Genomic DNA, 24372 nt, shown 5'->3' with positions numbered 1-24372 from the left:
GTTCGTGAATTCAATTAACTCTGATTTCCTTCTTATGTGGCTGCTCTTGATTTTCTACGTCAGCGACGCTATTTTCACTACTATTCGACCCTTGAACGGCTTTCTTCGCTTGACGTGAGGCTGCCTCACTTTGCAAGTAGGCAATATACCGATCGATATCATGATCGAATTTCTCAGAAATCATACGGCGAACACGCCGAGTATCTTCAACAATTGGGGAATCTTTAATCATTGGGATCTCCTATTAACTGATTTGGTGTCGTAATCACCGGAACATACAACCCTAATGCTGTATTCACAATCCTGATATGGTGGAATTTGTTTGGATTTGCTAAATGTCTACAATTCCAGGTCAATAAGTAATCGCATTTGTGGTATGAAGCAAGAGCCAAATGCAGGGCATCTCCCAAAATATCTTGTGGCATCAACTTTCGCGTAACGTAAATGTTAATAATGTCATAGACCTCATCAACAGGTTCAACGCGTTGTATATCTTCTACTAAGGCAACGGTATCTTGTGAGTAAGGGTAGTTCGGATTAGCTAATTCGTCAATAACTCCTTCACTAATTACCACATCATATTCACTTCTGATTTCATCCCACCAAAGACGGGACCAATGACGTTGTGAAGCCGAGACAACATCTGTTCTCTCCTCAAAGTATGCACCAATCACTGAGGTCTCAACGTAAACTTTTGGAGGCATACATACTTCCTTTGCCCTAACTCCCAACATTTGCGTAGAAAAACGGCGGCATTGTCAAAGCAACGACATCATCATCACCGGAGATTTCGCGTGCCATCGCGAGTGCATCATCTAAGTTCTTTGCCCAATCAACACCCAATCGCTGTGCGACTCTCGGTTCCTGCGGACCCACAAGGATGACCTTAGATAGGTATTTCAACGGATACGTTGCCCAATACCAAACCGTGAACGGATGGAAGCCGTGATGTGCGAATTTGTTCCGATAGCAGTCGATGAGGTATTCATCCTTCGCGTATTTCTCCTGAAACTTCTGCTGCATCTCAAAGGGTTCTGTGGTATCAGCAAGCACTTCATCGTAAAACATTTTATAGGCGACGTGATACTCTTCGTGAAAGATTTCATACGTCGGGTTCATGATGATTACAACGCCATCCTTTTTGATGATGGGTTTGTTGTAGAACCAGTTGAAGACATAGCCCAAAATGTCGCTCACTACCAAAACGGGGTTGATACGCGCATCCACGGCGTAGGGACTCATATCGGGGAGTCCGAACACCAGTGTGCTGAACTGACGCGGGATGTCTATTGCCAGCTGATCCTTCATTGATGCTAACGTTCTTGCATGAACAGCATCGATATCGCCTGCGTTGATCTGTATCGGTTCGTAGTCCGTGCGGACGCTCTTGAGAATTGCGTAACGGAGTGATTCGGGTAGAAGCGATAAGGTTGCCGGTGTGAAGGTTTTAATAACCTTCTCTGCGATGTTGCAGTCACGGTTCGGTTTCCCGACGTAGCGGAGATGAAACGGATAGATCGCACCGTTCATCGCTGCTTCAAGGACTAAAATGGGGGTCTCTTTCTGAATGAGACGACTCATCCGTTCAATACAGGCGTGCATGTGCGAGCCTTCGGGTTGCATCACGTGTGGACTCTCCGCTGTCATGTGCGGCGAATGGTGCGGTGCAATGGAGTTATACGTGCCGAGACCTACCGCTACGGACTTATGTCCACCGTTGAGCGGAATTTGTATCATATCGACATAAATGACCAGATCGGCTTCGAGTGCCGCTTTATCTGTCTCAACGATTTCGTCGTGTTCCGTGCGGCCTACCTCAACAATCTGGTCGGCATCTTCCGCATCAAAGTTTCGGAGTTGATGCGGATAGAACTCGTCCATGATGTCTTTGCCGAGCATATAAGCGAGTTCATGTGCTTTCATCTTACGGTGCAGCGCGACAGCACACATCAATTGGATATTCTTTTTCTCCACACCGTACCCGTAGAGCATCTTCAGGAGCGTCTCAATCATAATCTGCCGCATATCCGGTTTTTTGGTAGCCGGAAACGGTTGGCAGTTATCGTCGAACAGGATAAGCACTTTTGAGTTGCCGTTGACGAGTTCGCTAAGTGGTGGCATCTCAAGTGGGTTTTCAAAGGCACGCTGCGTGTGTTCACTAAGTGCTGCGCGCTTAATTCCGGGTAGCGGCGGCTTGGCGTAGTAGACCTCCGAATTATCCGGCAGTTTCGCGTTGATAAGATGGTTTCCGAAGTAAGTAAAGTATTTCATTTAAACAGGGTAACTCGCTTCATGAGACGGTTCAATCGTTTTGCAATCACCTATGTATTTTAGCATAATTTATGCGAATGTGCAAATTTATTTATCTTGTGAAGGTGTTCACAGAGCAGACAAATTATCCGTAAAGGTAGCAAGTTTCGTGCCAGTTTGCAGTGTGATACTACTGGCATTCTTGATGAAATTGCACCGAATAGTGCAAATCTCATAATAGATTGCCCAAAATGGTGCAGTTTTGAAACAGGGCAAAGATTTTCTTATAAAATTCGCTCTACAATCAACCGGGCAATAGACGATACCCAATACCCGTCATAAGTCCAACAATGATCCAGATGCCGCCGATGAAGCATTCACCTAATACAACGCCTAAAATGAGCGGACGGAGTTTACGATAGTAGGCAACACCACCGAACTTGAGCGTCGTATATTTGAGGAACCAACCGATGAAAAATGATCCCCAAAAGCAATAAGTTGCATAACTCGTCATCATGAGAGAACCGATCGGGTGCAGTTTCCACCAGAGATAGTGATGGCGCATCCAGAGCATGCCGAACATCGTGGCACCACCGAAGATAAACGAACCGAGGCGTTCCAATTCAATACCGATCGGGTTTTGGAGGATACTCGTGAGGCGGTTAAATGGGGAGGTTGTGGAGATCATGTAGGTCCAGTGTTGTAGGTTCACTGCACCGTGTGTATAAGCGAGGTCTAAGGAGGAATAGTAGGAGACACCCATCGCTAAGACAATGGCAATTCCCATCGCCAGCAGAAACGGACGTTGTTTCAGACGTAGCGGTTCCGCAAGTTTGAAATTGTTCATCACGCTCGGCATCAGGATCTCCCGCATATCAAACATTAGTACCCGCTCATAGGCGACCAAGGTCCAACTGGATGCGTTCACACGCGCACTGCCGAACAGCGTAATGAGATATTCACCCGGCAAAAAAGAGTAGAGGATAAACATCAAGCCACCGTTGGTAACCATCCATGTGCCGACTGTTGTTATTGCGAGGAAGATACCGAGTATAAAGAGAGCAACCCATACGCTCATCCCCGCGAAACTACATATTAGTGTAAGCAGTAAGATCCCGCCAATCAGCCCCCCTACTGCCCAAACATAAGGTAGTGGTTCGTTAGTGTCACTACTCGATTTTCGTCCGAGAATCGTAGCGAATGCCCGTCCGAAATGGCGTTTGCCGATAAACAGGATGAACCCAATAAAGACCAATAGCGCGCCCATCTGTTGATTTTGATGGAAGTTCCACTGATTCACTTTTGAACCTGTCGCATAGATAAGCACTGTCTCCATTTTTCCGAGTAGGAAAAAGAACCAGAAACTAAACGAAATCTCAAGGGTAAGCAGGTAGACAACAGCGACGACGGAAGGGAAGATAAACAGGTTCACAGAGGGCCACCAGTTCAAAGCGGATAACGGTTTTTCGGTGAAAAGCGCAGCGATCGGAAAGTAGACAGGCGGACTTGGAATCGCTGGGAAGTAGAGATGTAATCCTTTTAACCCGTGCAGTACGACGGGCATTGCGAAGCCACACCACATCAACGGCGATTTGAAGAACCTGTTCAGCAGCGCGCTGCCCGACGCGGGTTGGAACATTTCCATTGGCAATTGAACGAGCGGAAAGGTGAAACGTTCGTGCTCTACCCACTGCTTTCGGAGCAAGACCGTCCAGCAGATGGTGAGAAAATAGAAGATCAGGACAAATGCACTCCATCCGACAATCGGTTTTACCCATGCCAGCCACGGGATTGCATCTCCCTCTGGTAATTGTTCATAGAAATAGAAAACGGCTTTTGGGTCTTTCACGACCATCCAGTCTGGGAGATGCTGATGAAAGAGGGTGATCCACTCGTTTTCGGGGGTTGCGAAGTAGAACGGACTCACAGCGAGCGGGACGAGGTATCGCATCAGTCCTGAGGACGGGATACCGGATGCAACCAGCATCATCCCCCAGATAACGAGGAGTTCACTGCCTTGCAACTCGGTGCCGGGTTTCAGTCGCTTGAGAAGTGTATTGACACCGAGGATGAAAACCAGCATGACGAAGACGACTGCGATCGGCAGGTGGTTCCCTGCGAGGTAGGTGCCGCCGACGTGAAAATCGTTATATGGAGTGGCGAGGCATTGGCATATCACCGCCACCATGCCGATAAGCACGCTCCGCGCTGTGATACTGTTATAAGTGGCGTAAGGCGTTTGTGGAAGGTTCTGTGAGGTGGAAGGAGGTGTCATACGGGGTGAATTAGGTAATTGTGTAACCAACAGAATCGGTCCGTAAGTCAAATACGGTTTTCACTGTGGTGGTTTTCCCTGTATTCAAGGCGGTCTGTATGGCGCGTTTGTAGTCTCGCAGCGGAAAGCGTCTGACCACCAGTGGACGCAATTGTGCTCCCATTTTTTCGAGGAGCTGCATGCCGAGTGCGAAGGTATGAATCTGTTCCCCGTTGTGTGTTTCAATTCCATAAGTATAAGCACCTTCTACTTTCAACTGCTTATACCAAACCGACATCCAGTCGATATTTTTCGGGATTCCCGGCATACCCAGCAGGATGACTTCACCGTTTGCGTGTGTGAAACGGAGCGCATCGTCTATTGTGACACTTGAACCGATACAGTCCAAGGTGACATCTACACCCCCAATTAATACCTGTTGTCCCAACTCTGGTTGATACGATTCTGAACCTGTGAGTTCACAGAATGCTGTATACCGACCGCTATTCGGCGATATTACCTCATTTGCACCGAGGTCAAGTGCCAATTGCTGTTGGTGTGGATACTTGGCGAAGATAAGAATCCGGTTTTGATAGCCGAGCATCCGAAGTGCTGCGACAGTGAGCAGCCCGATCGTGCCACCACCTATGATACAGATGTTGGCTGCTGTAGCGTATTCTGACTTCAAAACGCCGTGTATCGCACAGGCAAAGGGTTCGAGTAGCACGGCAACTTCGTCTAAGACCTCATCCGGAACAAGATGGAGTTGTGCTTGATGTGCAAGCACATATCGACTCCAGCCACCACCTGTATCGCGACAATAACCCGTTTGAACGCCTTCGGAGATGTCTCCTTCTGTGATATTTTCGCAGTTAGTGAAGTGGAGGTTTTGGCATTGGTAGCACGGTGGCGAAATCCCTCTCACCTTACATGAGAGTGCCGGTTCAATCACCACCCGTGCCCCGATAGGGAAACCCTCCACTGCATCACCGATCTCCGCAATTTCCCCGACAATCTCATGTCCTAACACAAAAGGTGTTGATGTGAACGGCGAGAAATACGGACTTCCTTTTGAAGTGATCGTAGCCAAATCGGAGCCACAAATACCGCTGAGTCGGGTCTTGACTTTGACCCATTCAGGGGTTGGCAGTTCTGGCTCCGGGATGTCAACGAGATGTACACAGGAGAACGGCGACGTGTAGAGACCCCGCCACCGTTTCCCAAGGTAGCGCATCGCGAGATAACGAGGGATGCTTTTGTTATATTGAACGGCTTCCACTATAATAATTCTCGGTTGTCAGTTGTCAGTTGTCAGTTAAAGAAGGGGCTTGCTTAACCAATACTTCTTGTGCCTGATAGTTGACAACTGCAGACTATTCTTCAACTACCTCGCAGCTTTGGACAATTATGATTTCATCACGACTGCCCTTTAACGATCCCGCCTATGGATAGAATCAATTAAGCGTTTGCTTCGGACTGGTAGTACCCCATCAGAATTTCCGCGACTTCGGGGCGTGCGATTTCTGGTGGGGGTGGTTCGCCAGCGGCGAGCATCTCACGCAATTGTGTCCCAGAGATGCTGAAGTAGTCGCCTGCATCGTGCGGGTTGTCGCTCATCATGATGATTGCATTGCGCTTTTTGCTCCATACGGTGAAATTACCACGGAAGATACCGATTTCGAGTGCGTCTTCAGGAATTGTGTCGAAAATCTCCTGTGCATCGAATGCGCCGTAGTAGTCGCCTGCGCCTGCGTGGTCGCGTCCGACGATGAAGTGCGACGCACCGCAATTCTGACGGAAGACGGCATGGAGGAGTGCCTCTCTCGGTCCAGCATAGAGCATATCGAACCCGTAACCGGTGATAGAGACGGTATTTTCGGGGAAATAGTGTTCCACCATCGTACGGATGCAAGCATCACGAACAGCAGCGGGAATGTCCCCAGGCTTTAGCTTACCGAGGAGCATATGAATTAGAATACCGTCGGCATTGACTGCCTCTTGTGCGATTTTGCAGAGTCCCTCATGGGCACGGTGCATCGGATTCCGTGTCTGGAAAGCGACGACTGTATCCCACCCGCGCGCAGCGATATCCTCACGAATCTCGACGGCTGTGCGGAAGGTGTCCGGGAAATCTTCTCGGAAGTAAGAGTAGTTCAACACTTCGATTGGACCTGAAAGGACGTTATCTCCAACGTCGGCGAAAGCAGGGACACCCGGATGTTCGGGGTCGGTGGTTCCGAAGGTCTTTTCAATGAGAAGTTGTTTCTGTGCTGTTGAGAGCGTTTCAATCGCCGAAACCTTCATAATCGCGAGTGGCGGGTTGCCTTCAACGTTCGGATCGCGGAGCGCGATGCTGTCAGCGTTCTTTACTGCATCTGTGAGCTGTTCGGACGGAACAATGTTCATCACGGGGACAGGCCAGAAGAGGCCGTTCGGCAATTTCATATCCGCGGCGACACTTGTCGCTTCAGCGATGTTCATATAACCCGTGAGCGGTGTAAAGTAACCTGATGCGAGCATAACGGCTGAGGCAGCTGCACCAGAAGAGAGCAAGACAGACGGAAGTTGTTCCGCCGCTTTTATCAGTTCCGCACGCTGGGCATCATCCGAAACGTAGAGTGGGTTTAAGGTTTCGGCGCCATGTGGTTTAATCATTCAATCAATTCTCCTTTGAGATTTGTGATAATCTGCGATAGAATTTGTAAGTAGCAGGTTATTCTGTTTCGGTGGTTATCTGTTCAACTGTACAACCGTTCCATATCCAAAAATGGTTTTTGCTGTTTCTTTCACGTTCAATCTGTACCCGTTTTTGGGGTGTGAAGATGACTTGGGTAAGGTAACCGTCGGTGACTTCTACTGTATAGGAATGCTTATTCTCTTCATTGTCTGCCTTTACAATAAAATTTTTGAGGATTCGTGTATCGTTTGCTATTAGGTTGACTGTATGTGTAGCGTTTTTTGCACCAGAGAAGGTGTTGGTTACACGGTACGTGCCTTTGGGCAGATCGAGCTTGAAAGCAGCATCTTCTTTCCCCCAGATAGCATCCCTTGCTAACGGACCCGCACTCGCTGGTCCATTGTAGGCTTCACGCGGTGAGATTCTCTTGGCATCGATTCGCGAATCCCTATGATTCCACTCAGTGTCCCACCCGAATTTACCGGTCTCGTACATTGTCTTTGGTCCGATAGGGTGATGATTCGGTGCTGTTTGACCGTTAGTGGGTTGCATATCGAAACGGATGACAAGGTTTCGTGTTTCTGACTGACTCCAGAGGTCGTGTACAGGGCCTGGTGCAAGTTTCCTTTTGAAGAGTTTGAGATTTTTTGTCTCATGGATGATGTCGTAATTGCGCTTAACGTCTGCAAAATCCTCAGATTCTGGGTAGAACCAAGCGACGATGTAATCTTCGGTGATATAATTTAATTCGACGCTTTCTTGGTTGTTACGGTTTACTGGAAAATAGTCAAAGTGGGCTTCATAGTTAAGGAGATGCACTATATCATCAGCATATACACCATAAAATGCTGTGGAATGCACAAACGGTGTAACATATTTAACTTTCCCCATCGCATCCGATTTATGCCAATCTGGGCTGCGATGCCTAAATGTCGTATGCGGTTCTATCAGACGCGCTCCAGAGACAAGCTCGGCAATCTCTGGTGCAATGCGTCCATGGTCATAAGCCGTTCTTCCGAAATGGAGTAGACTGAAAACGATAAGACACGCTGCGATACCGTAGCGAGGGAGTTTATGCATGTCTGGAATTAACCACGCTGCCAACATCAGCAGAATATAGAGATGGATCCTATCATTGATCCAGCCGCCGGGACCGTAACTCCACGGTGCCCTGATGAACATATAGGTAAATACGATCGCAATGAGTAGAAAAGCATCGGTCTGTTTCACCCACTCTTTTCGGTGAATCCGATAGCCAATGGAAACAACAATTGCTATGCCTAATACAGTGAGAAGGAAATAGTTGACAGGAACGTGCCAATCGCTGAAATAGACGATTGATTTAACACCGAGAAAGTATTCCCAAATCCACTCCATACCGCGATGGTTACCCTGTGGATGCTTTTTCAGGCTCTCAAGATAGTATTCTATCAGGACGAAGTATACCGGCACCATGTAGAGAGCGAAGTGGAAAAGCGGTTTGAGACGTATAATGAATTCTCGAAACCATTCGGCATGCCGTTCGCGCCACGCCGCTGCTAATGCGCTACCACCCCATATACAGCCGCCTGCTATAGAAATCCCTAAAACAATAAGCCCGTAAGAGGCGATATGTGACAGATAGGTCAGCAGTAGTAACACATAAAGCCATGCCAGTTGTTTTACCTGCATGGCCTCTTTATATTTCCACCAAAAGCCGAAACTGAAAAAGAAAAACGAAATACTGAGTGTGAAGTTGTAAAATCCCATGTAGAGCAGATAGTTATAGGCAAAAGGGAAACCGAGCCAAGCGTACACAAACTTTCCTGCTCGATCTTTGTGGACGGCGTTGAGGAAATAGAAGAAAGCGATCGGTATCATGCCAATCGCGATTGAGAGAAAAACCTTTTCTGTAATGACAGGCGGAAATATGTGGAGAAGTGCTGCCAGCATAATATGGGACAACCAATTCGGGAAGATCGTGATATTCAGCTGCCATGCATCCCGCATCTTATAGTTTTCGTGTTGGGCATACTCGTTGAGTACTTTGGCATTATAGACGTGGCTGACACCGTCTTGGGAGGGGAAATAGGCGAAAATCCATAATGGAAGGAGGTGTAATACCAACAGCACTACAAATAGGTGTTTCCATGACAAGTTTTTCCAGTCGAACATGTTTTCTCTCCGATCTATCTATGCACTACCTAAGCCTGAAAGTTCTCTCTGAAGTAGAGACAGTGTTCTGTCAGTGGGCAGCGTTCACACAAAGGTTTTCGAGCATCGCAAATGCGTCTGCCGAAATAGATTAAATTCATGTGGAACGGATACGCTTTCCCTGCTGGTATGATTGGTGGTAACACCTGATGCGCTTTCTCTGCACTACAATTTGACGGAATCAATCCGAGACGTTTGGAAATCCGTAGTATATGTGTATCGACCGGAAATACCTCCCGACCACAAGCGAAAGAGAGTGTAACAGAAGCGGTTTTGATCCCGATGCCTTTGTGCTGACACAAAAGTGCCAATGCCGCCTCCGTTTCCATGTCGTGGATGAATTCTAAAGAGAGTTGTCCGTGTTCGGTTTTTAACCATGTGAGAAAGTTTTTTATGGTATAACTTTTCTGGTTTCCCAATCCGGCAATTTTTATTTCCGCCTCTATCGCCTTGACATCGGCGTGCAAGACATCTTTCCATGTCGGAAAGCGTTCTTTGAGCTTCGCGTACCCCTTATCGCGGCTCACATCTGTCGTGTTTTGCGATAAGATCGTTAAAATAAGACATTCCAGCACATCTCCTGCGCCGTCGCGGGTTGGCACGCCGAGTAAATCTTCCAATGTTTCTGATATGAGTTCGGCTTTCTGTTTAAGGTCCAATTGTCTTCTTCCGATTATTGTATTTTAAAATATTATACCACAAAAAGAAAAAATAGCAACGCCTTTTACACATTCACCCAGACTCATTTAGTTTTTTATGTTTTCGTTTGTTTTTCAACTGCCTCTTCTGCGGGAGCGAGTTGTACTCGCGATCTTCGGATCAAACTGGCTAAAAACGCCGACTGCTGGCTGCTGACCGCCACAAGCCGATTAAAAGAGAAACCGATACATCGGTTGGTCAAGGGCAATGGATAAAAGACTCCAAAACGCTCCTATCACGAACTCGCCGAGCACAATGCCGAGGAAAAATGGGACGGCTTTCCGATGCAATCGGATACCGCCATATTTCAGGACGAGCCACTTGAGTAGCCACCCCACAAAGATTGAACCTATCATCGGATTGATCGCCCAACTCCCAGAGATAGCGTAGCCGACAGGGTGTAAATTCCACCAGAGGAAGCGCATCCGCATTGCGGCGAGGAGTAGCGTCAATCCGAATCCGAATGTTGCGAAACTGATTGCTGGTACGTCTGGCGGTGCGGTGTAAGTTAACCATGTCTCTAATCGGTTGAAAGATTCGCGTCCGAATCCTGCGAAACCGCCTTCCGAATAATACATGGACAGGTATGCCCAGAACGAACCGAGCGCGCCTAATGCGGAAGCCAACATCATGATGAACGCAAACCGCCGGATCGGTATATTCGCACCTTCAGCCAATTTGAAGCCTTCGAGTTGGTGTGGCATGGCGTGTGAGCGGTGTGCGCGATTCAGACAGTAGAGGTAGGCGAACCCTGTTAAGTTCGTCGCGCCTAATCGGCGGATACCTAATAGCCGCGGTAACATTTCATCGGGGCCGATAAAATGTAGGTCGTGTACTGGCGAGCCGAGTTCTGCACGCAAGCGCGTAATCGCGATTGCAATCGCATACCAGATCGCGAAATAGACGATGATGACCCAAAAGTTCATACCCATCTTGAGACAGAATCCGACGATGAATGCTGCGCCACCGAGCAGTCCGATAACAATGAGTCGATATGAAACGGGTTCGTCTGCCTTCGGAGATATGAGTTGGCGTGCCACTCCTTTCAGGTAGCGTCTGCTCATCCAGATGGCGACGACGCAAAGCCCCAAGTATGCCCCGTGCGACTGTTCTGCTTCATAAGGGAAGCGCGGCAGCCCACGCCACCCGGCAATGACACCTAACAGCCGTTCCGCCCGCCATATCAACCAGAACGCCCAACAAGAGAAGGAGAGGTCCAACGGTATGAAGAACGAAAGCCCGATACCGAAAGGGAAGACACCGATCGGACTCCAGCCAATCCCGCTCCACGGACGTTCTGTAAAAATTTGCCGCAGATCATATAACTTTCCGCCGAGACTTGGAACGGCAGGGAACAGAAAATTTAACCCGTTAATGATGTCAATGGTGACCCCGATTGAGAGTCCGAGCCACATCCACGGTGATCGGAAAAATCGCCGACTCCGAGTTGTCATCTCAAACGGCAACTGGATGATCGGATAACTCAGCCGCTCCGATTCAACCCACTGCCGCCGGAAGAGTAGACTCAGGCAGAGCATCACGAGGTGGATAGCCAGAATAAAGAGCGTCCACCAGACGATTGCTGGCAGCCAAGCGGTTAAGTAGCGCGGTTCATAGATGCTTGCGAACCCGTTATAATATCCATCGAGAACACGCTTATCACTAACAGCCAACCACTGCGGAATATGGAGATGAAACAGGTTCGCCCAATCGTTTTCGGGTGTCGCAAACCAGTGTGCGTGCCCGATAAGTGGCATGAGCACGAGGAATCTATCAACACCGGCGAGTCCCGCGCCGACTGAGATGCAAGTGTAGATAACCAGCAACTCTGCCCGGTTGAGTATCAGCGCGCGATGCAACCGACGTAAGAGCATCCCGATGCCTAATAAAATTAGAATCGTGATAACGGCATTGTAGAAGAGCGAAACCTGCGTTGGACTTCCGCCACCACGCATAATTGAGACGGATACCCACCAACAGTTGGCAGGTACTAACACGCAAACAAGGAGTATCGTGAATGGTCGAATTTTGAGATCTTGGGTTGGAACGTTGTTCACCTTCTTTCGAGAAATAACGGTAATATTCTACATCATTTTTCGCTTTTAGACAAATAATTTTCGTGGTTGCCAGCGGAACAGCGATCAGTAGCAGTGCCTTTCAATTGTCCAATAGTTTCAATCTTTCGCGTAAACGCTTCCATGTAGAAGCACTCTCCGAATCGCGACTGCTTCGACAAAAACGACGGAAAACCGAAAACTGAATGGCTCTGGGGCAGTAGCAGTAGCATTCAATTTTAAGAAATTATTGGATTGGATGTCTTTTTTTTCAGGATCCGGTGCGAAACGCTGCGACAGGCTGCGAAAATTTCAGCGGTTTTTTAAAAAACATAACATATATAAAGTATTAACGCCTGCGAAAATACACCAAAAACCTACAATTGAATGACCTTGGGGGCAGTGGCAGGGTGATTTAGTTTTAAGGATTTATTGTGTTTCAGGTCTTTTTTAAAGATCCGGTGCGGTTAGGAAACCGCACCTACCGGGCTTGGGGTCCGAAAATTTGATAAGAAAATGGAAAACTAAATAACCCTGGGGGCAGTGGTCAATTGAATTGCTTGTTGAGAGATAATATGATATAATCAAGTAAGCACGGAAGATACAGGGACACCAAAAATATCTAACGAAGATTTTCGTGTGCTGACGAAAGTCTCTCGCTTATGACAAATATCACAAAGGCTTGGAAACCGATGCAGCTGAGCAAACGTAAAAGAATTGTTATTATGAGTCTAATCGGACTTACTGGGGTTATTATTTTGCTATCCGTTATTTATCGCCAGACGGCGTTGTGGGAGCCGGAGCAACACCTGATTACACTGCTTCCGAAATCTCCGGTCTGCTATCTGACACTCAAGGAGTTGAAAGGGTTGGTTGAGACTTTCAACCGTAGTGAATTCGGAAAACAGACAGCGGAAATGCCACTCCTCGCTGAAATTCGGGAACAACGTTGGTGGAAAGAACTTGTGTATCAAAAACTGTTATGGGAATATGAGATGGGGGGCAGACTCGACCTTAAGATGGTCACCGGCTATTTTGGTGAAGAGACGATTCTCGCTGTTTACCAACGCGAAGGCGAATTCACGTTTCTTCTCATCGCTGCAGTGGGTGGCGCGGAAAAACTCAGTATTGAGGCGATGACTGCAACGGATGCGATCAATCCGGGGTATAAACGCATACAAAACCGATATGGCGAATTCACGATCAATACCATTACAGGGTATCCACGCGATTTTAGTTATACCTTCATCGGGAGAATTGGGATATTAAGCCTCGACCCTACGCTGTTGATAGAGACGCTTGACATCTATAATACGAGGCTTCCTGAAACGAAAAAGGAAAAAAATAGACAAGACTTCCTCGCGGAGCACCCGATGAGGACAGAGATTCAGGAAAACTATCGCCAAGACAAAAGCACCGGATATGCAGATATAAAACAGATCGCCCCTATCCTGAATACTGTTCAGTCTAACGCTCTTATTAAACAGATTTATGGAATGTTTGAAGGGACAGACTTCTGGACGTTTAGCAATCGGTATGAGGATGGCGTAATTATTTCACAGCATCATCTCCGCAAGCGCATAGATACTAACCAGAGTAAGCTGCCTGCTGCAGATGACGCAAAACCGTTCCGCGCTTTTCCTGAACAGACTGCTTTTGTCACTACGTTTTCAGTTCCGAATCAGCAGATGCAGGAACTCTTCGGCAATATTGATCTTTCCCAAGTTTTGGGGACAGACTTGACTGTGATGTTAACTGCTCCTGAACCTGGTGAGGTAACGGTAGTACCTTCACTGGTTCTGATTACGCATGCTAAGGCTCCTGAGGCATTGAAGGGCGTATTAGATATTGTGAGACAGGGAAAAATTTCTGTCGCCGGTCAGCAGCTTAAATTCCTTGAGCCGCAAGATTACAACGGTGTCCCCGTTCAACCCGTGCAACTCCGTCTCAATTTTCTGTTGGCAGTTGCAGGCGGATATGCGATCGTTGATGACTATTTTGTCTTAGGCACAACAACTGCCGGATTAAAGGCTGTGATTGATACGGTAATGGGTAAAACGTCTGCCTTGAGTGATGTAATGTTTCCCACAGATATGGACGGTGTTCAGGTATTCATTCAGCCCGAACTGCTTGTACCGGAGTTGAGACGTTTCCTGCCATTGGTTACTGTGCTTGCTTCTCTTACGGGACAGGAATTGGATGCGTCCTTGACACGGCGTATCACTGAGAATCTGTTTCCCTTAGAGTTCCTCGGTCCGATTTCTGCTTCGGTGAATTTTGGGGAACAGAATGTGGATGCTGAGGTACGGATTGTTTTGGAGAAGTAATCCTCTTGCTTTAGGGATTGATATGACATCTGGTAGTTTTTGTGGTATTCTTAATTATACACAGAATGAAGATAAGGGGGTTTACAATGGAAAAAGAAATGCTTGAAGCTATTACCCAACGGTTAGACCGATTGGAAAAGATCGTTGCGGAGATGGATCAGAAACTCTCTTCGGTTGTTGAGGAAGCGGGACCAAATCCGCCAAAGGATTTTGAAATGCAAAACGACAACCAAGATGATAATATCGGTACGAAAGTGATTGCAGAAGTATTCAAAAAAATGGGAATCTCAGAAGATTTTGAACTTAGACCGATTGAGGAACTTCATGAGAGTATGAAACAACATGGGATTCATGCTGAGGACAACGAGTTTAGTCGTGCGATTATCGAAGAACGGGAGAAATAACATTGTACCACTTCTATTTCGATGCAAGCGCGCTCGTTAAACGGTATACTCGTGAATCTGGCAGTGAGAAAATGCTCTTTCTTTTTCGCAATGTGCCTTTAGGACGTTTGTTGTGTTTAACAATTGGTGCAATAGAGGTCTTTTGGATCTGTATTCGTAAAAAGAATGACGGCCGCATCACGATTGGTGAATTTACTCAAGCTATCGGACATTTAGAGCATGAAGTCATCAATAATCAATCAAACTTTAGGAAAATCTCGGTTCCCGATTCGCTTGTTTGGAACTCAATAGATTTGATTGAAACCTATTCTCTCAACAGTGTTGACGCATTGGTTTTACGTTCCGCTTTAGACACTGCAACAGAACTTCGCAGTACAGGCGATAGGCTGGTGCTCGTTGCCTCGGATCAACGCCTTCTCCGAGCGGCGCGTGCGGAAGGCTTGCAAATTTTCAACCCCGAACTGGACCCACAACAGACACTCACAGATTGGATAACGTAATATATGAAAGCAAAGATCGGTATCGGTATCATAAGTTTCGCGCATGGACACGCTAACGCCTATTGTAACCAAATGAAGGCGTTTGACGATGTCCAACTTGTCGCATGCTGGGACGACAGTGTTGAACGCGGCGAAGCTGCAGCAACGCAATACGGCATGAATTATTCACCGCATCTTGAGGATGTTATCAACCACCCCGAAATTCACGCTGTTATTGTAACCTGCGAAACAAATCGGCACGCGGAGATGGTGGAAACAGCGGCATCAGAAGGAAAGCACATTCTCTGCCAAAAACCGATGGCACTCACTTTGGAGGATTGTGATCGAATTGCAGCGGTCGTAGAGAAGACCGGGGTCAAGTTTATGATGGGTTACCAGATGCGGCGCGACCCAGCGAACATAGCAATGAAAGAATTGATTGACAGCGGCGTGTTGGGGAAAATCGGTGTGTTGCGCCGCCGACACTGTATCAACGCGTTGTTTAGCGAGGCTTTTGTGACGGGACCCAGTCGCTGGCATATTGATCCGGAGAAGAACATGGGGATGTTCATGGACGATGCCTCGCATGCGACCGATTTTATCTATTGGATGCTCGGTAAACCGACGAGTGTTATTGCTGAAATTGATAACATTTTGACGGATGTCGCACCTGATGACACGGGGTTGGCTGTCTATCGATTCGCCGGTGGAGAGATGGCGATTTTACTGAATACGTCTGTGACGCTCGCCGGTGAAAATACGACTGAGATTTATGGTGATCAAGGTGTGGTCATACAGAACTATGGGGACGCTCCTTCGTGTAATATCCCGCGCTCGGCAGATGCCGTTGCGCTTAGGTTGTATACACGCGATGAACCGACATGGAAGGACCTCGGTATTCCTATTCCGGATGGGCACGGTGAACGGATTGCCGGTGTGCCGCGTCCGTTTATTGACTGTCTGAAGAACGACACAGAACCCGATGTCACAGTAGAGGATGGACGGGTTACGGTGGAAATGATTTTGGGCGCGTATCGCTCTGCGCAAGAGGGACGGCGCGTTACATTTCCACTCTAAAGATGGAACTCTTATAGTAAAATCTAAAATATTAGACATTTTCAGGGAGAGCAGGCCGCTCTCCCTTCTTTATTGGCAAAGTTTGATGAAGATTAAGGCTTTGTAGTTGATTGGACGATTGACCATACACCGTCGATCGGAGAGTTTTGTAAGCACGCCTACCGATAGATCTCTCTATTTTCTTTTCCAGGAAAATAATAAAATCCCTAAAGTACCCATACCAAGTCGTGCAACGCGGTGATCTAATCACTGCATTTTTTTCACATACTTTCCATTTTTTCACGCTAATTCTGCATTTTTTGCGTATCTGCGGTAGAAAAGAGGTTGCAAGCAGGTTATTTTTTATTTTTTTATGATGAAAGCAAAAGTCATTGCCTACTTGGATAAGCTTAGTGTGTCCCTATATTTTACACGAATAAGAGTAGGAACCCTTTGGAATTTTGGCGTAGATATTGCCCTTTAATTAAAGGCATTGGCACAAAACTTGCTTACTAAAACAACAGTGTTGATGATTTCAACACAAATATTGTGTTTCAGGCAGAGCATCAACACAGAATTGTATCTATAAATGGCAGCGAGATTGAGTATTAGGTGTTTCAATAGCTTGATCTTGTGCATTAAATGCTGGAGTCAACTCACGGTTATTAATCGGTCGAGTTGTCCCCTAAATGATTAGAGGAGAAATTATCAAGCGTATGAGATTTTTCATTTTACTAACGGTCCTACTTGCTCTGGTCAGTTGTAATAGTCAACAAAAACCTATAACAGATATGGTTATGGGCGCGATGATGGACGAACCTTCGACAGAAACTGTTCCAATAGGGGAACCTGACGGATTTCCAGAGATAACAATCCGCCCAGTCCATCAAGCTTTACAACCTGGCACGTATCGCATAACTCTTAACGGTTTCGTGCAGAGCCACTCCCGCCTTGCGTCAGTTTACATCAGTAGTGACAGTGGTGATGTGTTAGATGTTCTGAGTATCAAATTCGACCCTCAACCTTGGATATTTACCGAGAATAATGAGCTGGTTGTTCGTATTGGAGAAGAAGTCGTTGTTGGGGTTAGTAGTGGTCCCAAAACATTTACCGAGGAGCTCGGTGCGGAAACACGCAACGTTATTGAATATGAGGGGATTGCTATTGCGAATCTGACACGCTCTCATATTGTTTTTAAACCATCACCACCCATAGAGCCAATACCTGAATCCAAACCTGAACCTGAGCCCGAACCCGAACCCGAACCCGAGCCTGAACCCGAGCCTGAACCTGAGTCTGAACCCGAGCCTGAACCTGAGTCTGAACCTGAGTCTGAACCTGAACTCGGATCATTCGGCAAGAACGATGGGGTAATTGTCAAGAACACGCTAAATATTGGACTTCGAATTCGGAATGCTCCAGGTGGCACTCAGATTGGCGGCATGTTTAACGGTGAAACAGGCACGATCATTTCCGGTCCCGAAATGGCTGATGGGTTGATCTGGTTTGAGATTGAATGGGATCGACCTGTTAAAGACCGCAGAAGTGGGTGCGGAGATAGAGATATTTGTGTTGGGTGGAGCGTTGCGGTTCTCGGAGATGGGACTGAAGTACTGGCTCCGCTGAGATAACAGTATAAACAGACGCTACTTCGGTGTTAACTTAGACGAATCGTATTTATGAGGTAAACTCTCAGAAGTTCTTGTGCTATCACGGGCTATTTCGGCGCATGATGCTGAGAATTTGACCTGTCATGCCGGTAGCAGGGGATTGCGTCGCGAGGAAAAGTGCCGATGCAACAACCTGCTCCGGTTCCTTCCACGGATCGCTTTGTGCTCTGAAAGTTCCTGAATTTTCCCAAGCGGGTTTTGAAAGTTCTGTTTTCACGGGACCCGGGATAAGGACGTTCGCGATGATGCCATCTTCCCAGACTTCTTCAGCAATTGATTGTGTCAATCCGTGCAGTGCCGCTTTAGAAGCACAGTAGACGCTTAGATTTGAACGTCCGACCTGTCCCATTCCAGAGCCAACATTGATGATATTCCCGCTGCCTTGCTGCTGCATGATTGGTAACGCGGCGCGGCAACAATGCACAACGCCCATCACATTAATCTGCCATCCCTGTTCCCACTCTTCATCGGTAGAATCTAAAAATAAGCCTCTCGGATTGATACCGGCGTTGTTGACGAGAATGTCTATCCGTCCGAAATGCGCTACGGTCTTCTGGACGAGGTGTTCCACTTCTTCGCGGATTCGTAAGTCGGTTGGCAGGGCGAGGACTTTGCCACCTTGTGCTGCTATCTCTGTAGCGACTTTATCGAGTTGGGCACTGCTCCGCGCAGCGATGACGACGCTCGCACCTTCGGCTGCATAGGCGATGGCGACAGCTCTACCGATGCCGCGACCGCCACCCGTGATAATAGCGACTTTGTCTGTGAGTTGCATGATGGATTCCTTCTAAAAGTACATTTATAAATTACTTTTGGCGTTCCGCTGTCATTGTGTACGATGCCACATATTAATCAAGCGCGTCAAGTGTGAGCGGCCGGCTTTAACTTTCCGTTCTAAATCTTTCGCGAGTCCAGAGAGTAAGTCTGTCCCAGCTTTCTTGGCGTTTTCTACTTGTTGTTTGAGTTGATAGGTGCGTCCCATCTTGAGTCGGTTTATCTCTAAACGCAATTCGCTCGCTGCACGATTCAGGCTTCGGAGTTCCGCTTGTAATGCTGCCCGTTTTTCGGCATCTGTTTTTTCAGAGATGTCTGATTCCGTTTCACCAAGACTTAACCGTTCAAGAGTTTGAATGTCGTGTTCCTGATATGCTCGGTTAACAAGTGGCATCAACTGTTCTCGTCTGTGCTGTTCTTTGGTATCTATGGCTTTGTCGGGGTGGTACCGTTTGGCGAGTTTACGGTAGAGGTTTTGCAGGTGTTTTGCCTTAGGTGCAGGGACCTCGTTTTCTTCAGGGATAGGTTGTGAATCGTCTGCTTCCTCGTATGCGTCAACCCGTGCGCGGCTTGTTCTAAAACAAGATTCTACACGCGCCTCTATCTCCGCCTCGCTCACATTTTCTCGTCGCAGTTGTAGCCGAAGGGTATATTCCTTCGTTTCAAGTTCAACTTTGTCAAGTTCGAGGTAGTGGTGGCTGATATGGGCATTGTATCGGCGCTGAAATACGTCAACTTCTGACTTGAGTGTTTCGATCGTTACGGTGAGTTCTTCTACCTGCTCCCGTTTTGCTTCAATAGCATTGAGTAGCCGAGCCGTCTCCTTGTCGTGGATAGTATTGATGTGAACTAAGGCGGTAGGTTTCATAGGAATTTCCCGTCGCGTAGCGAAAGCGGATTGCTTTGTAAACGGGTGCGCGCTGGAAAGCGCGCCTACGGTTACCTTGACGAGTGCGCGGTCGAAAACCGCGCCAACAAGTCTCTATTTAGAAAACTACTTTTTCCGATAGGTGATACGTCCTCGCGTAAGGTCATAAGGGGATAATTCTACGGTCACCTTGTCGCCGGGCAAAATTTTGATAAAAAACTTCCGCATCCTGCCGGAGATATGGGCAAGGATCTGATGTTTATTATCCAACTCGACGCGAAACATCGCATTGGGTAAAGGTTCCACGACGGTGCCTTCAACCTCTATTTTGTCCTTTTTAGAAGGTTTTTGTTCCTCTTCTTCCACTTGGACTTCAGTATCGAGACTCGCATCGGTGTCCTTTTGCTTTTTCGGTTGTGACTTCCGCTTCCTGCGCGGTGGATTCGCGTACCGCGTCTGCGGCTTTCGTTTGTTTCCTGAAGGTCTGCGATTCACAGTATAAATCTCCTTTTGTGTAGGTGCAGTACAGATCGTCCTCACTCCGAGGAACACGGTAATCACCTACGGGTTGGTGTACTTACAAAGCACACCTATTATTCGTCTTCAAGGCTAAAATGTTTTCCTGCTTCAACAACAAGTTCTTGGAAGTAATCGGTAGCGAGTTGCAATTGCGTCTCGGCATCCGCTTTGTCTGTACTTGTTGAGACTAAGTCGACGGGCATAGTGCTTCCGTCCGCTTTGCGGAGCGAGACATACGCCTTTAGGTAGACATCTGGGTGGCGTTCCATCACTTTTTGCATCAGTGGTGAAACTTCGGCTTCAAACATGCTAACATAAACCCGCGCTGTGGTGATTTCTGCGCGGTAGCGTTCAGCGATCAACGGTTGAATATGGGTTTCAAAGATAGCTTTCATCTCACGAGGTGGGCCGGGCATCATCATGATTGTTGATTCTTTGTGTTCGACACTGATGCAGGGTGCCCAACCTGCTGGATTCTGAAAGACAATAGCGGTTTCTGGTATTGTTGCCATTTTTGTGAGTGCTTCACTGATGACATCATCTGTTGACATCTCGCGGCGTTTCCGAAATTCGGCGATGGTCTCTTCGCTCACGACAGGTTTCGTACCGGTGAGAGATGCTACAACCTCGACAGTCATATCATCGGGTGTGGGTCCGAGACCTCCTGTTGTGAGGATAAGAGACGTTTCCCGTTTAATCGCGGAATCCAATGCTTCAGACATCTCCTCGGCGTTATCGCGTAGCATCGTAACCCTGCGTAATTCCCCACCGATCTGAAGAATCTGCTGCGCAATCCAGTGAGCATTGGTATCCTGAATCTGTCCGAGTACTAACTCTGTGCCGATCGAAAATAGTTCAATTGCCACACGCTCCTCCTTTTACAGTGCCTGTTTGAGAAACTCAAATGCCCCGATACCGTAGAAACTATGCCCCGCCTCAAACACCTCGAATCCGAGTTTGTCGTCGGCACTGAAGCAGTTGAAAATTGCTTTTGCTTTGTTGACCGCAAATCGGGTAGCTTCAATCGGGAAAATTGTATCTTCGGTGCCGGATTCAATAAATAATGCGCGTGGGGCAATCAACCCGGCGATATCGTACATCTCTGCATATTGTAACACATTCGGTATGTAGTTGTCTATGCAATGGCTTAGACTCAGGATACTGTCCCGAAAGGTATTGAAATAACCGCTCACGACAGCAGCCTTAATACGTGTATCAATTGCTGCGGTGAAGAAGGTAGTCGTCCCACCGCCAGAGATCCCCATGATACCGAGACGCTTCATATCGACTTCAGGACGGGTTCCTAAATAGTCAAACGCTCGCATAGCATCATAGACCCGCCAGCCTACCATCGTATGTCCTAACAGCAGTGCGGCACCCGCACTCGGTTGGCACGAGGAACTTCCGCCACCTTTTTGATGGGCGACGGCATCGCGACGGTGCCCAAACCCGAATTGTTCGATAGCAAGCACACTGTAACCCTGCGCTAAACATTGGAGCGCGAAATCGTTCTGATAACCGCCCCATTCCGCACGCATGCTACCGTCTTCCTCAATCCCAACGATGTCATCTACACCGCGCCCGTGCCCTGCTAAACAGAGAATCGTCGGGTTTGGCGTTGAACTGTTAAAATGCTTCGGAGAGAGGAAGTAACCGAAAATAACTGAATGCGAACGACTCTTGAATTGCACCGTTTCACGGATATAGTTGGAGAATTCACGGGTCTCCAAGACTTCTGGTTGTAAATCGCATTTGTCTTCTGGAAAGCCGCCGACCAATTCCCTAAGTTTTGCCCGCAGCTCAACCTGCCATACTTCTGCTTCAGCGATAGTTGTCGCCTGAAATGCCAGTTGACGAGGTGTCTCAGCGTATAACTGGTGCGTAAATGCTAAAGTGTCTCTTTCCTGTTCGTGATGCATCGGTTTACCTTCCAAAGTTAGGCTATTTACGGCATTATCGGTTCAGCAGATTCAAAACGAAACCGGTCGCCATCTTCGGATAGAAATAGGTAGATTTCTGTGGCATTATTGAACCTGCCATAGCCACTTCTAAGACCTGTTCTACTGGAGTCGGATTCATGAGGAGCGCGACGCGATCCGCCGTGCATTTCACGTGTGCTACGGCATCATCGGCGTAAGCGGTGTAGCTAATATGATCGGCTAACGTTTCAACTTGGAACATCTCTTTGATAAGGGTTTCTTGAACGAGTGTTACGTCCAATTGGTCGGGTATTGTTGAGTGCGGGATTAGTAAGCGATAGTTATTGTCTGCTGTATACATGCCGACCGCAGCCGATTTCCCCTTCAGTGTATCCAATTTTGCCATAAGGTTTGCTTGTGTGTCAATGTCATGTACTTCAAACACTTCAGGCAGTTTGGTAATAGCATGGGCAATCTGATTAGAACTGAGGTTATCCAGTAGCCGGTGAATGGCTAAAACAGCCAAGCCCGGTGATTCCATCCTGACAAGGTTCACCATCATATACCCGTAGCCGGATAATCCGGTCTGCGCCATTTCATCTTGGAAAGCGAGAGCCGTTTCATAACGGTGATGTCCATCGGCGATGAGGAGTGGTTTTGATGAAAAAAGGTTTTGGATTTCATTGTTGCGTTCTATATCGTCTAAACACCACAATTGGTGTGTGCTTCTAAAGGTCTCAGCACAGTCAATTTCGGGTGGGTTTATATCGGTAAAACTTTCCATTATCTGTTCAATATCACCGGTAGGATCGGCATAAAGGAGGAAAATAGGGCTGAGGTTCGCGTGGCATTCACGCATGAGATTGAGTCGGTCGATCTTCGGTCCGGCGTGCGTCTTTTCGTGTGGTAAGACGACCCGATTTTCAAAGGGTTGCAATTTCACAAGACCGATCAAGGCGCGACGTGTATAATTTTTTCCGTCTGGTGCGCTAAACGACTGGTCATAGATATAATAGCGCGGTGTCGCATCCTGTACGAGGGTCCCATCCGCTATCCACTGGTTCATCAGTGTCGCAGCGCGTGTGTACTGGTTTGCGTCGTCGGTGTCATCATTGTGCGGTTGGCTTAGAATTAAGCGGATAATGTTGGCAGGGTGACGTGCCTCTAAAACGACCCGTTCTTCGGGTTTGATGACATCATACGGCGGTGCTATGACGTTCGCGAGCCCTTCTACCTTGGTCGCTTCGTAGCGTAGCCCGCGAAACGGAATAACTGTTGTTTCCATAAAACTCCTTGGATTAATCCCACAGCCTTGTGCTAAAGTAACGTTCACCGAGGTCATTAAAGACAGTGACGATAACGCCTGCCTGAATTTGTTGGGCGACTTTGTAGGCACCGTACAAGTAGCCGCCGGAAGATTGTCCGACAAACCATCCGCGTCGTGCGAGACGACTGCACATTTCGTAAGCGTTTTCAATCGTCGTGGGGATGCGGCAATCAATCACCGATTCATCCAGAATTGCTGGCACAATATTCTCTGGATCCCCGAGCGGTTTGAGTCCCTCAATACCGGGGAACACCTCTGGTGAAATAGAACAGACTTGGATGTCTGGGTTGTAGCTTTTGAGTCGTCTGCCGACACCGGTGATGGTGCCGCCAGTCCCGACGCCAGCAACGAAGTGTGTGACTTTTCCGTCTGTTTGGTTCCAGATTTCGACACCGGTGGTTTCATAGTGTGCCAGCCAATTGTTTTCATTATCGTATTGCGAATTAAAAAAATACCGTTCAGGTTGCGCTTCATAGCGTCGATCAACTTCCCGTAGTGCCTCATCGTAACCAAGGAGAGCATCGGTATGAATGATATCCGCGCCGTGTGATTGGATGCGTTTTATCCGTTCTTCGCTGGCGTTGTCTGGAATGACAAGTTCGACTTTGTAGCCAAGGGCTGCGCCTATCATAGCATAGGCGATCGCCGCGTTGCCAGAACTGGAGTCGAGAATAACCTTTTCGTGTGTGAGCTCTCCCGATGCAATCGCCTCAGTAAGCATTCTTAAGACCGGTCGGTCTTTGATCGAACCTCCGGGGTTATAGGTTTCTATCTTCGCGTAGATGTCAACATTCGGCAACTCCTCAGCGAAGAGGTCTATCTTCGTGAGTGGTGTCTGTCCTATTATTTGGAGCAGTGGATGTTCTGAAATATTCACCTTTTTAGGCTTTCGCATGCTCATT

General features: G+C 47.6%; 21 protein-coding genes. 5 read left to right on the top strand and 16 right to left on the bottom strand.

The annotated features are described in order from the left end of the window. Positions 1–10: 10 nt before the first annotated feature. The 9 genes from OXH00_02110 to OXH00_02070 form a co-directional block, all read right to left on the bottom strand. Positions 11–232, bottom strand: a complete 222-nt coding sequence (locus OXH00_02110; protein ID MCY3739795.1) for a hypothetical protein — start codon at positions 230–232, stop codon at positions 11–13. Continuing rightward, on the bottom strand, positions 225–704 hold the full coding sequence (locus tag OXH00_02105; GenBank protein ID MCY3739794.1) for a type II toxin-antitoxin system VapC family toxin: 480 nt from the start codon (positions 702–704) through the stop codon (positions 225–227). Before OXH00_02105 ends, OXH00_02110 begins: the two co-directional genes overlap by 8 nt. Before the next feature lie 16 nt (positions 705–720). Further along, entirely contained in the window at positions 721–2271 is a 1551-nt protein-coding gene (locus tag OXH00_02100) for a lactate racemase domain-containing protein (GenBank protein MCY3739793.1), read from the bottom strand. 283 nt (positions 2272–2554) lie between these two features. Further along, positions 2555–4555, bottom strand: coding sequence for a hypothetical protein (locus OXH00_02095; GenBank protein ID MCY3739792.1), 2001 nt, complete (start codon positions 4553–4555; stop codon positions 2555–2557). After that, positions 4536–5783, bottom strand: coding sequence for an alcohol dehydrogenase catalytic domain-containing protein (locus tag OXH00_02090; GenBank protein ID MCY3739791.1), 1248 nt, complete (start codon positions 5781–5783; stop codon positions 4536–4538). The genes OXH00_02095 and OXH00_02090 overlap by 20 nt, the downstream gene beginning before the upstream one ends. A gap of 179 nt (positions 5784–5962) precedes the next feature. After that, entirely contained in the window at positions 5963–7159 is a 1197-nt protein-coding gene (sat, locus tag OXH00_02085; protein MCY3739790.1) for a sulfate adenylyltransferase, read from the bottom strand. A 58-nt stretch (positions 7160–7217) separates the two neighbouring features. Continuing rightward, positions 7218–9335, bottom strand: coding sequence for a hypothetical protein (locus OXH00_02080; GenBank protein MCY3739789.1), 2118 nt, complete (start codon positions 9333–9335; stop codon positions 7218–7220). 29 nt (positions 9336–9364) lie between these two features. Continuing rightward, positions 9365–10033 (bottom strand): endonuclease III, encoded by a 669-nt coding sequence (locus tag OXH00_02075; protein ID MCY3739788.1) that lies wholly within the window; start codon positions 10031–10033, stop codon positions 9365–9367. Between the two features lie 210 nt (positions 10034–10243). Further along, a complete protein-coding gene (locus tag OXH00_02070; protein ID MCY3739787.1) occupies positions 10244–12130 on the bottom strand; it encodes a hypothetical protein in 1887 nt (628 codons plus the stop codon). 659 nt (positions 12131–12789) lie between these two features. Here OXH00_02070 and OXH00_02065 point away from each other — a divergent pair. The 5 genes from OXH00_02065 (at position 12790) to OXH00_02045 (ending at position 18024) form a co-directional block, all read left to right on the top strand. Next, positions 12790–14454: a hypothetical protein gene (locus OXH00_02065; GenBank protein ID MCY3739786.1), complete on the top strand. Its 1665-nt coding sequence runs from the start codon at positions 12790–12792 to the stop codon at positions 14452–14454. Between the two features lie 86 nt (positions 14455–14540). Next, positions 14541–14858, top strand: a complete 318-nt coding sequence (locus OXH00_02060) for a hypothetical protein (protein ID MCY3739785.1) — start codon at positions 14541–14543, stop codon at positions 14856–14858. A gap of 2 nt (positions 14859–14860) precedes the next feature. After that, complete coding sequence (locus OXH00_02055; protein ID MCY3739784.1) at positions 14861–15358, top strand: type II toxin-antitoxin system VapC family toxin; 498 nt, start codon at positions 14861–14863, stop codon at positions 15356–15358. 3 nt (positions 15359–15361) lie between these two features. Continuing rightward, the gene (locus OXH00_02050) at positions 15362–16414 is read left to right on the top strand and encodes a Gfo/Idh/MocA family oxidoreductase (protein MCY3739783.1); all 1053 of its coding nucleotides are present in this window, start codon (positions 15362–15364) and stop codon (positions 16412–16414) included. A gap of 695 nt (positions 16415–17109) precedes the next feature. Beyond that, positions 17110–18024 (top strand): hypothetical protein, encoded by a 915-nt coding sequence (locus tag OXH00_02045; protein MCY3739782.1) that lies wholly within the window; start codon positions 17110–17112, stop codon positions 18022–18024. Positions 18025–18103: 79 nt separating this feature from the next. Here the strand turns inward: OXH00_02045 and OXH00_02040 are convergent, their stop codons facing one another. The 7 genes from OXH00_02040 to OXH00_02010 form a co-directional block, all read right to left on the bottom strand. Continuing rightward, positions 18104–18838, bottom strand: a complete 735-nt coding sequence (locus tag OXH00_02040) for an SDR family NAD(P)-dependent oxidoreductase (protein ID MCY3739781.1) — start codon at positions 18836–18838, stop codon at positions 18104–18106. 51 nt (positions 18839–18889) lie between these two features. Further along, complete coding sequence (locus OXH00_02035) at positions 18890–19705, bottom strand: hypothetical protein (GenBank protein MCY3739780.1); 816 nt, start codon at positions 19703–19705, stop codon at positions 18890–18892. A 126-nt stretch (positions 19706–19831) separates the two neighbouring features. Continuing rightward, positions 19832–20071: a translation initiation factor IF-1 gene (gene infA / locus OXH00_02030; GenBank protein MCY3739779.1), complete on the bottom strand. Its 240-nt coding sequence runs from the start codon at positions 20069–20071 to the stop codon at positions 19832–19834. Between the two features lie 227 nt (positions 20072–20298). Beyond that, on the bottom strand, positions 20299–21090 hold the full coding sequence (locus tag OXH00_02025; protein ID MCY3739778.1) for a competence/damage-inducible protein A: 792 nt from the start codon (positions 21088–21090) through the stop codon (positions 20299–20301). A 12-nt stretch (positions 21091–21102) separates the two neighbouring features. Next, entirely contained in the window at positions 21103–22143 is a 1041-nt protein-coding gene (locus tag OXH00_02020; GenBank protein MCY3739777.1) for an acetylxylan esterase, read from the bottom strand. A gap of 34 nt (positions 22144–22177) precedes the next feature. Further along, positions 22178–23428, bottom strand: coding sequence for a DUF1015 domain-containing protein (locus OXH00_02015; protein MCY3739776.1), 1251 nt, complete (start codon positions 23426–23428; stop codon positions 22178–22180). Between the two features lie 13 nt (positions 23429–23441). Further along, positions 23442–24371: a PLP-dependent cysteine synthase family protein gene (locus OXH00_02010; protein MCY3739775.1), complete on the bottom strand. Its 930-nt coding sequence runs from the start codon at positions 24369–24371 to the stop codon at positions 23442–23444. Between the last annotated feature and the right edge of the window lies 1 nt (position 24372).

This window comes from Candidatus Poribacteria bacterium (assembly GCA_026706025.1).
Taxonomy (GTDB): Bacteria; Poribacteria; WGA-4E; order WGA-4E; family WGA-3G; genus WGA-3G.
The sequence above is the reverse complement of the archived record's forward strand: the minus strand, read 5'-3'. Positions and strand labels throughout refer to the sequence as shown.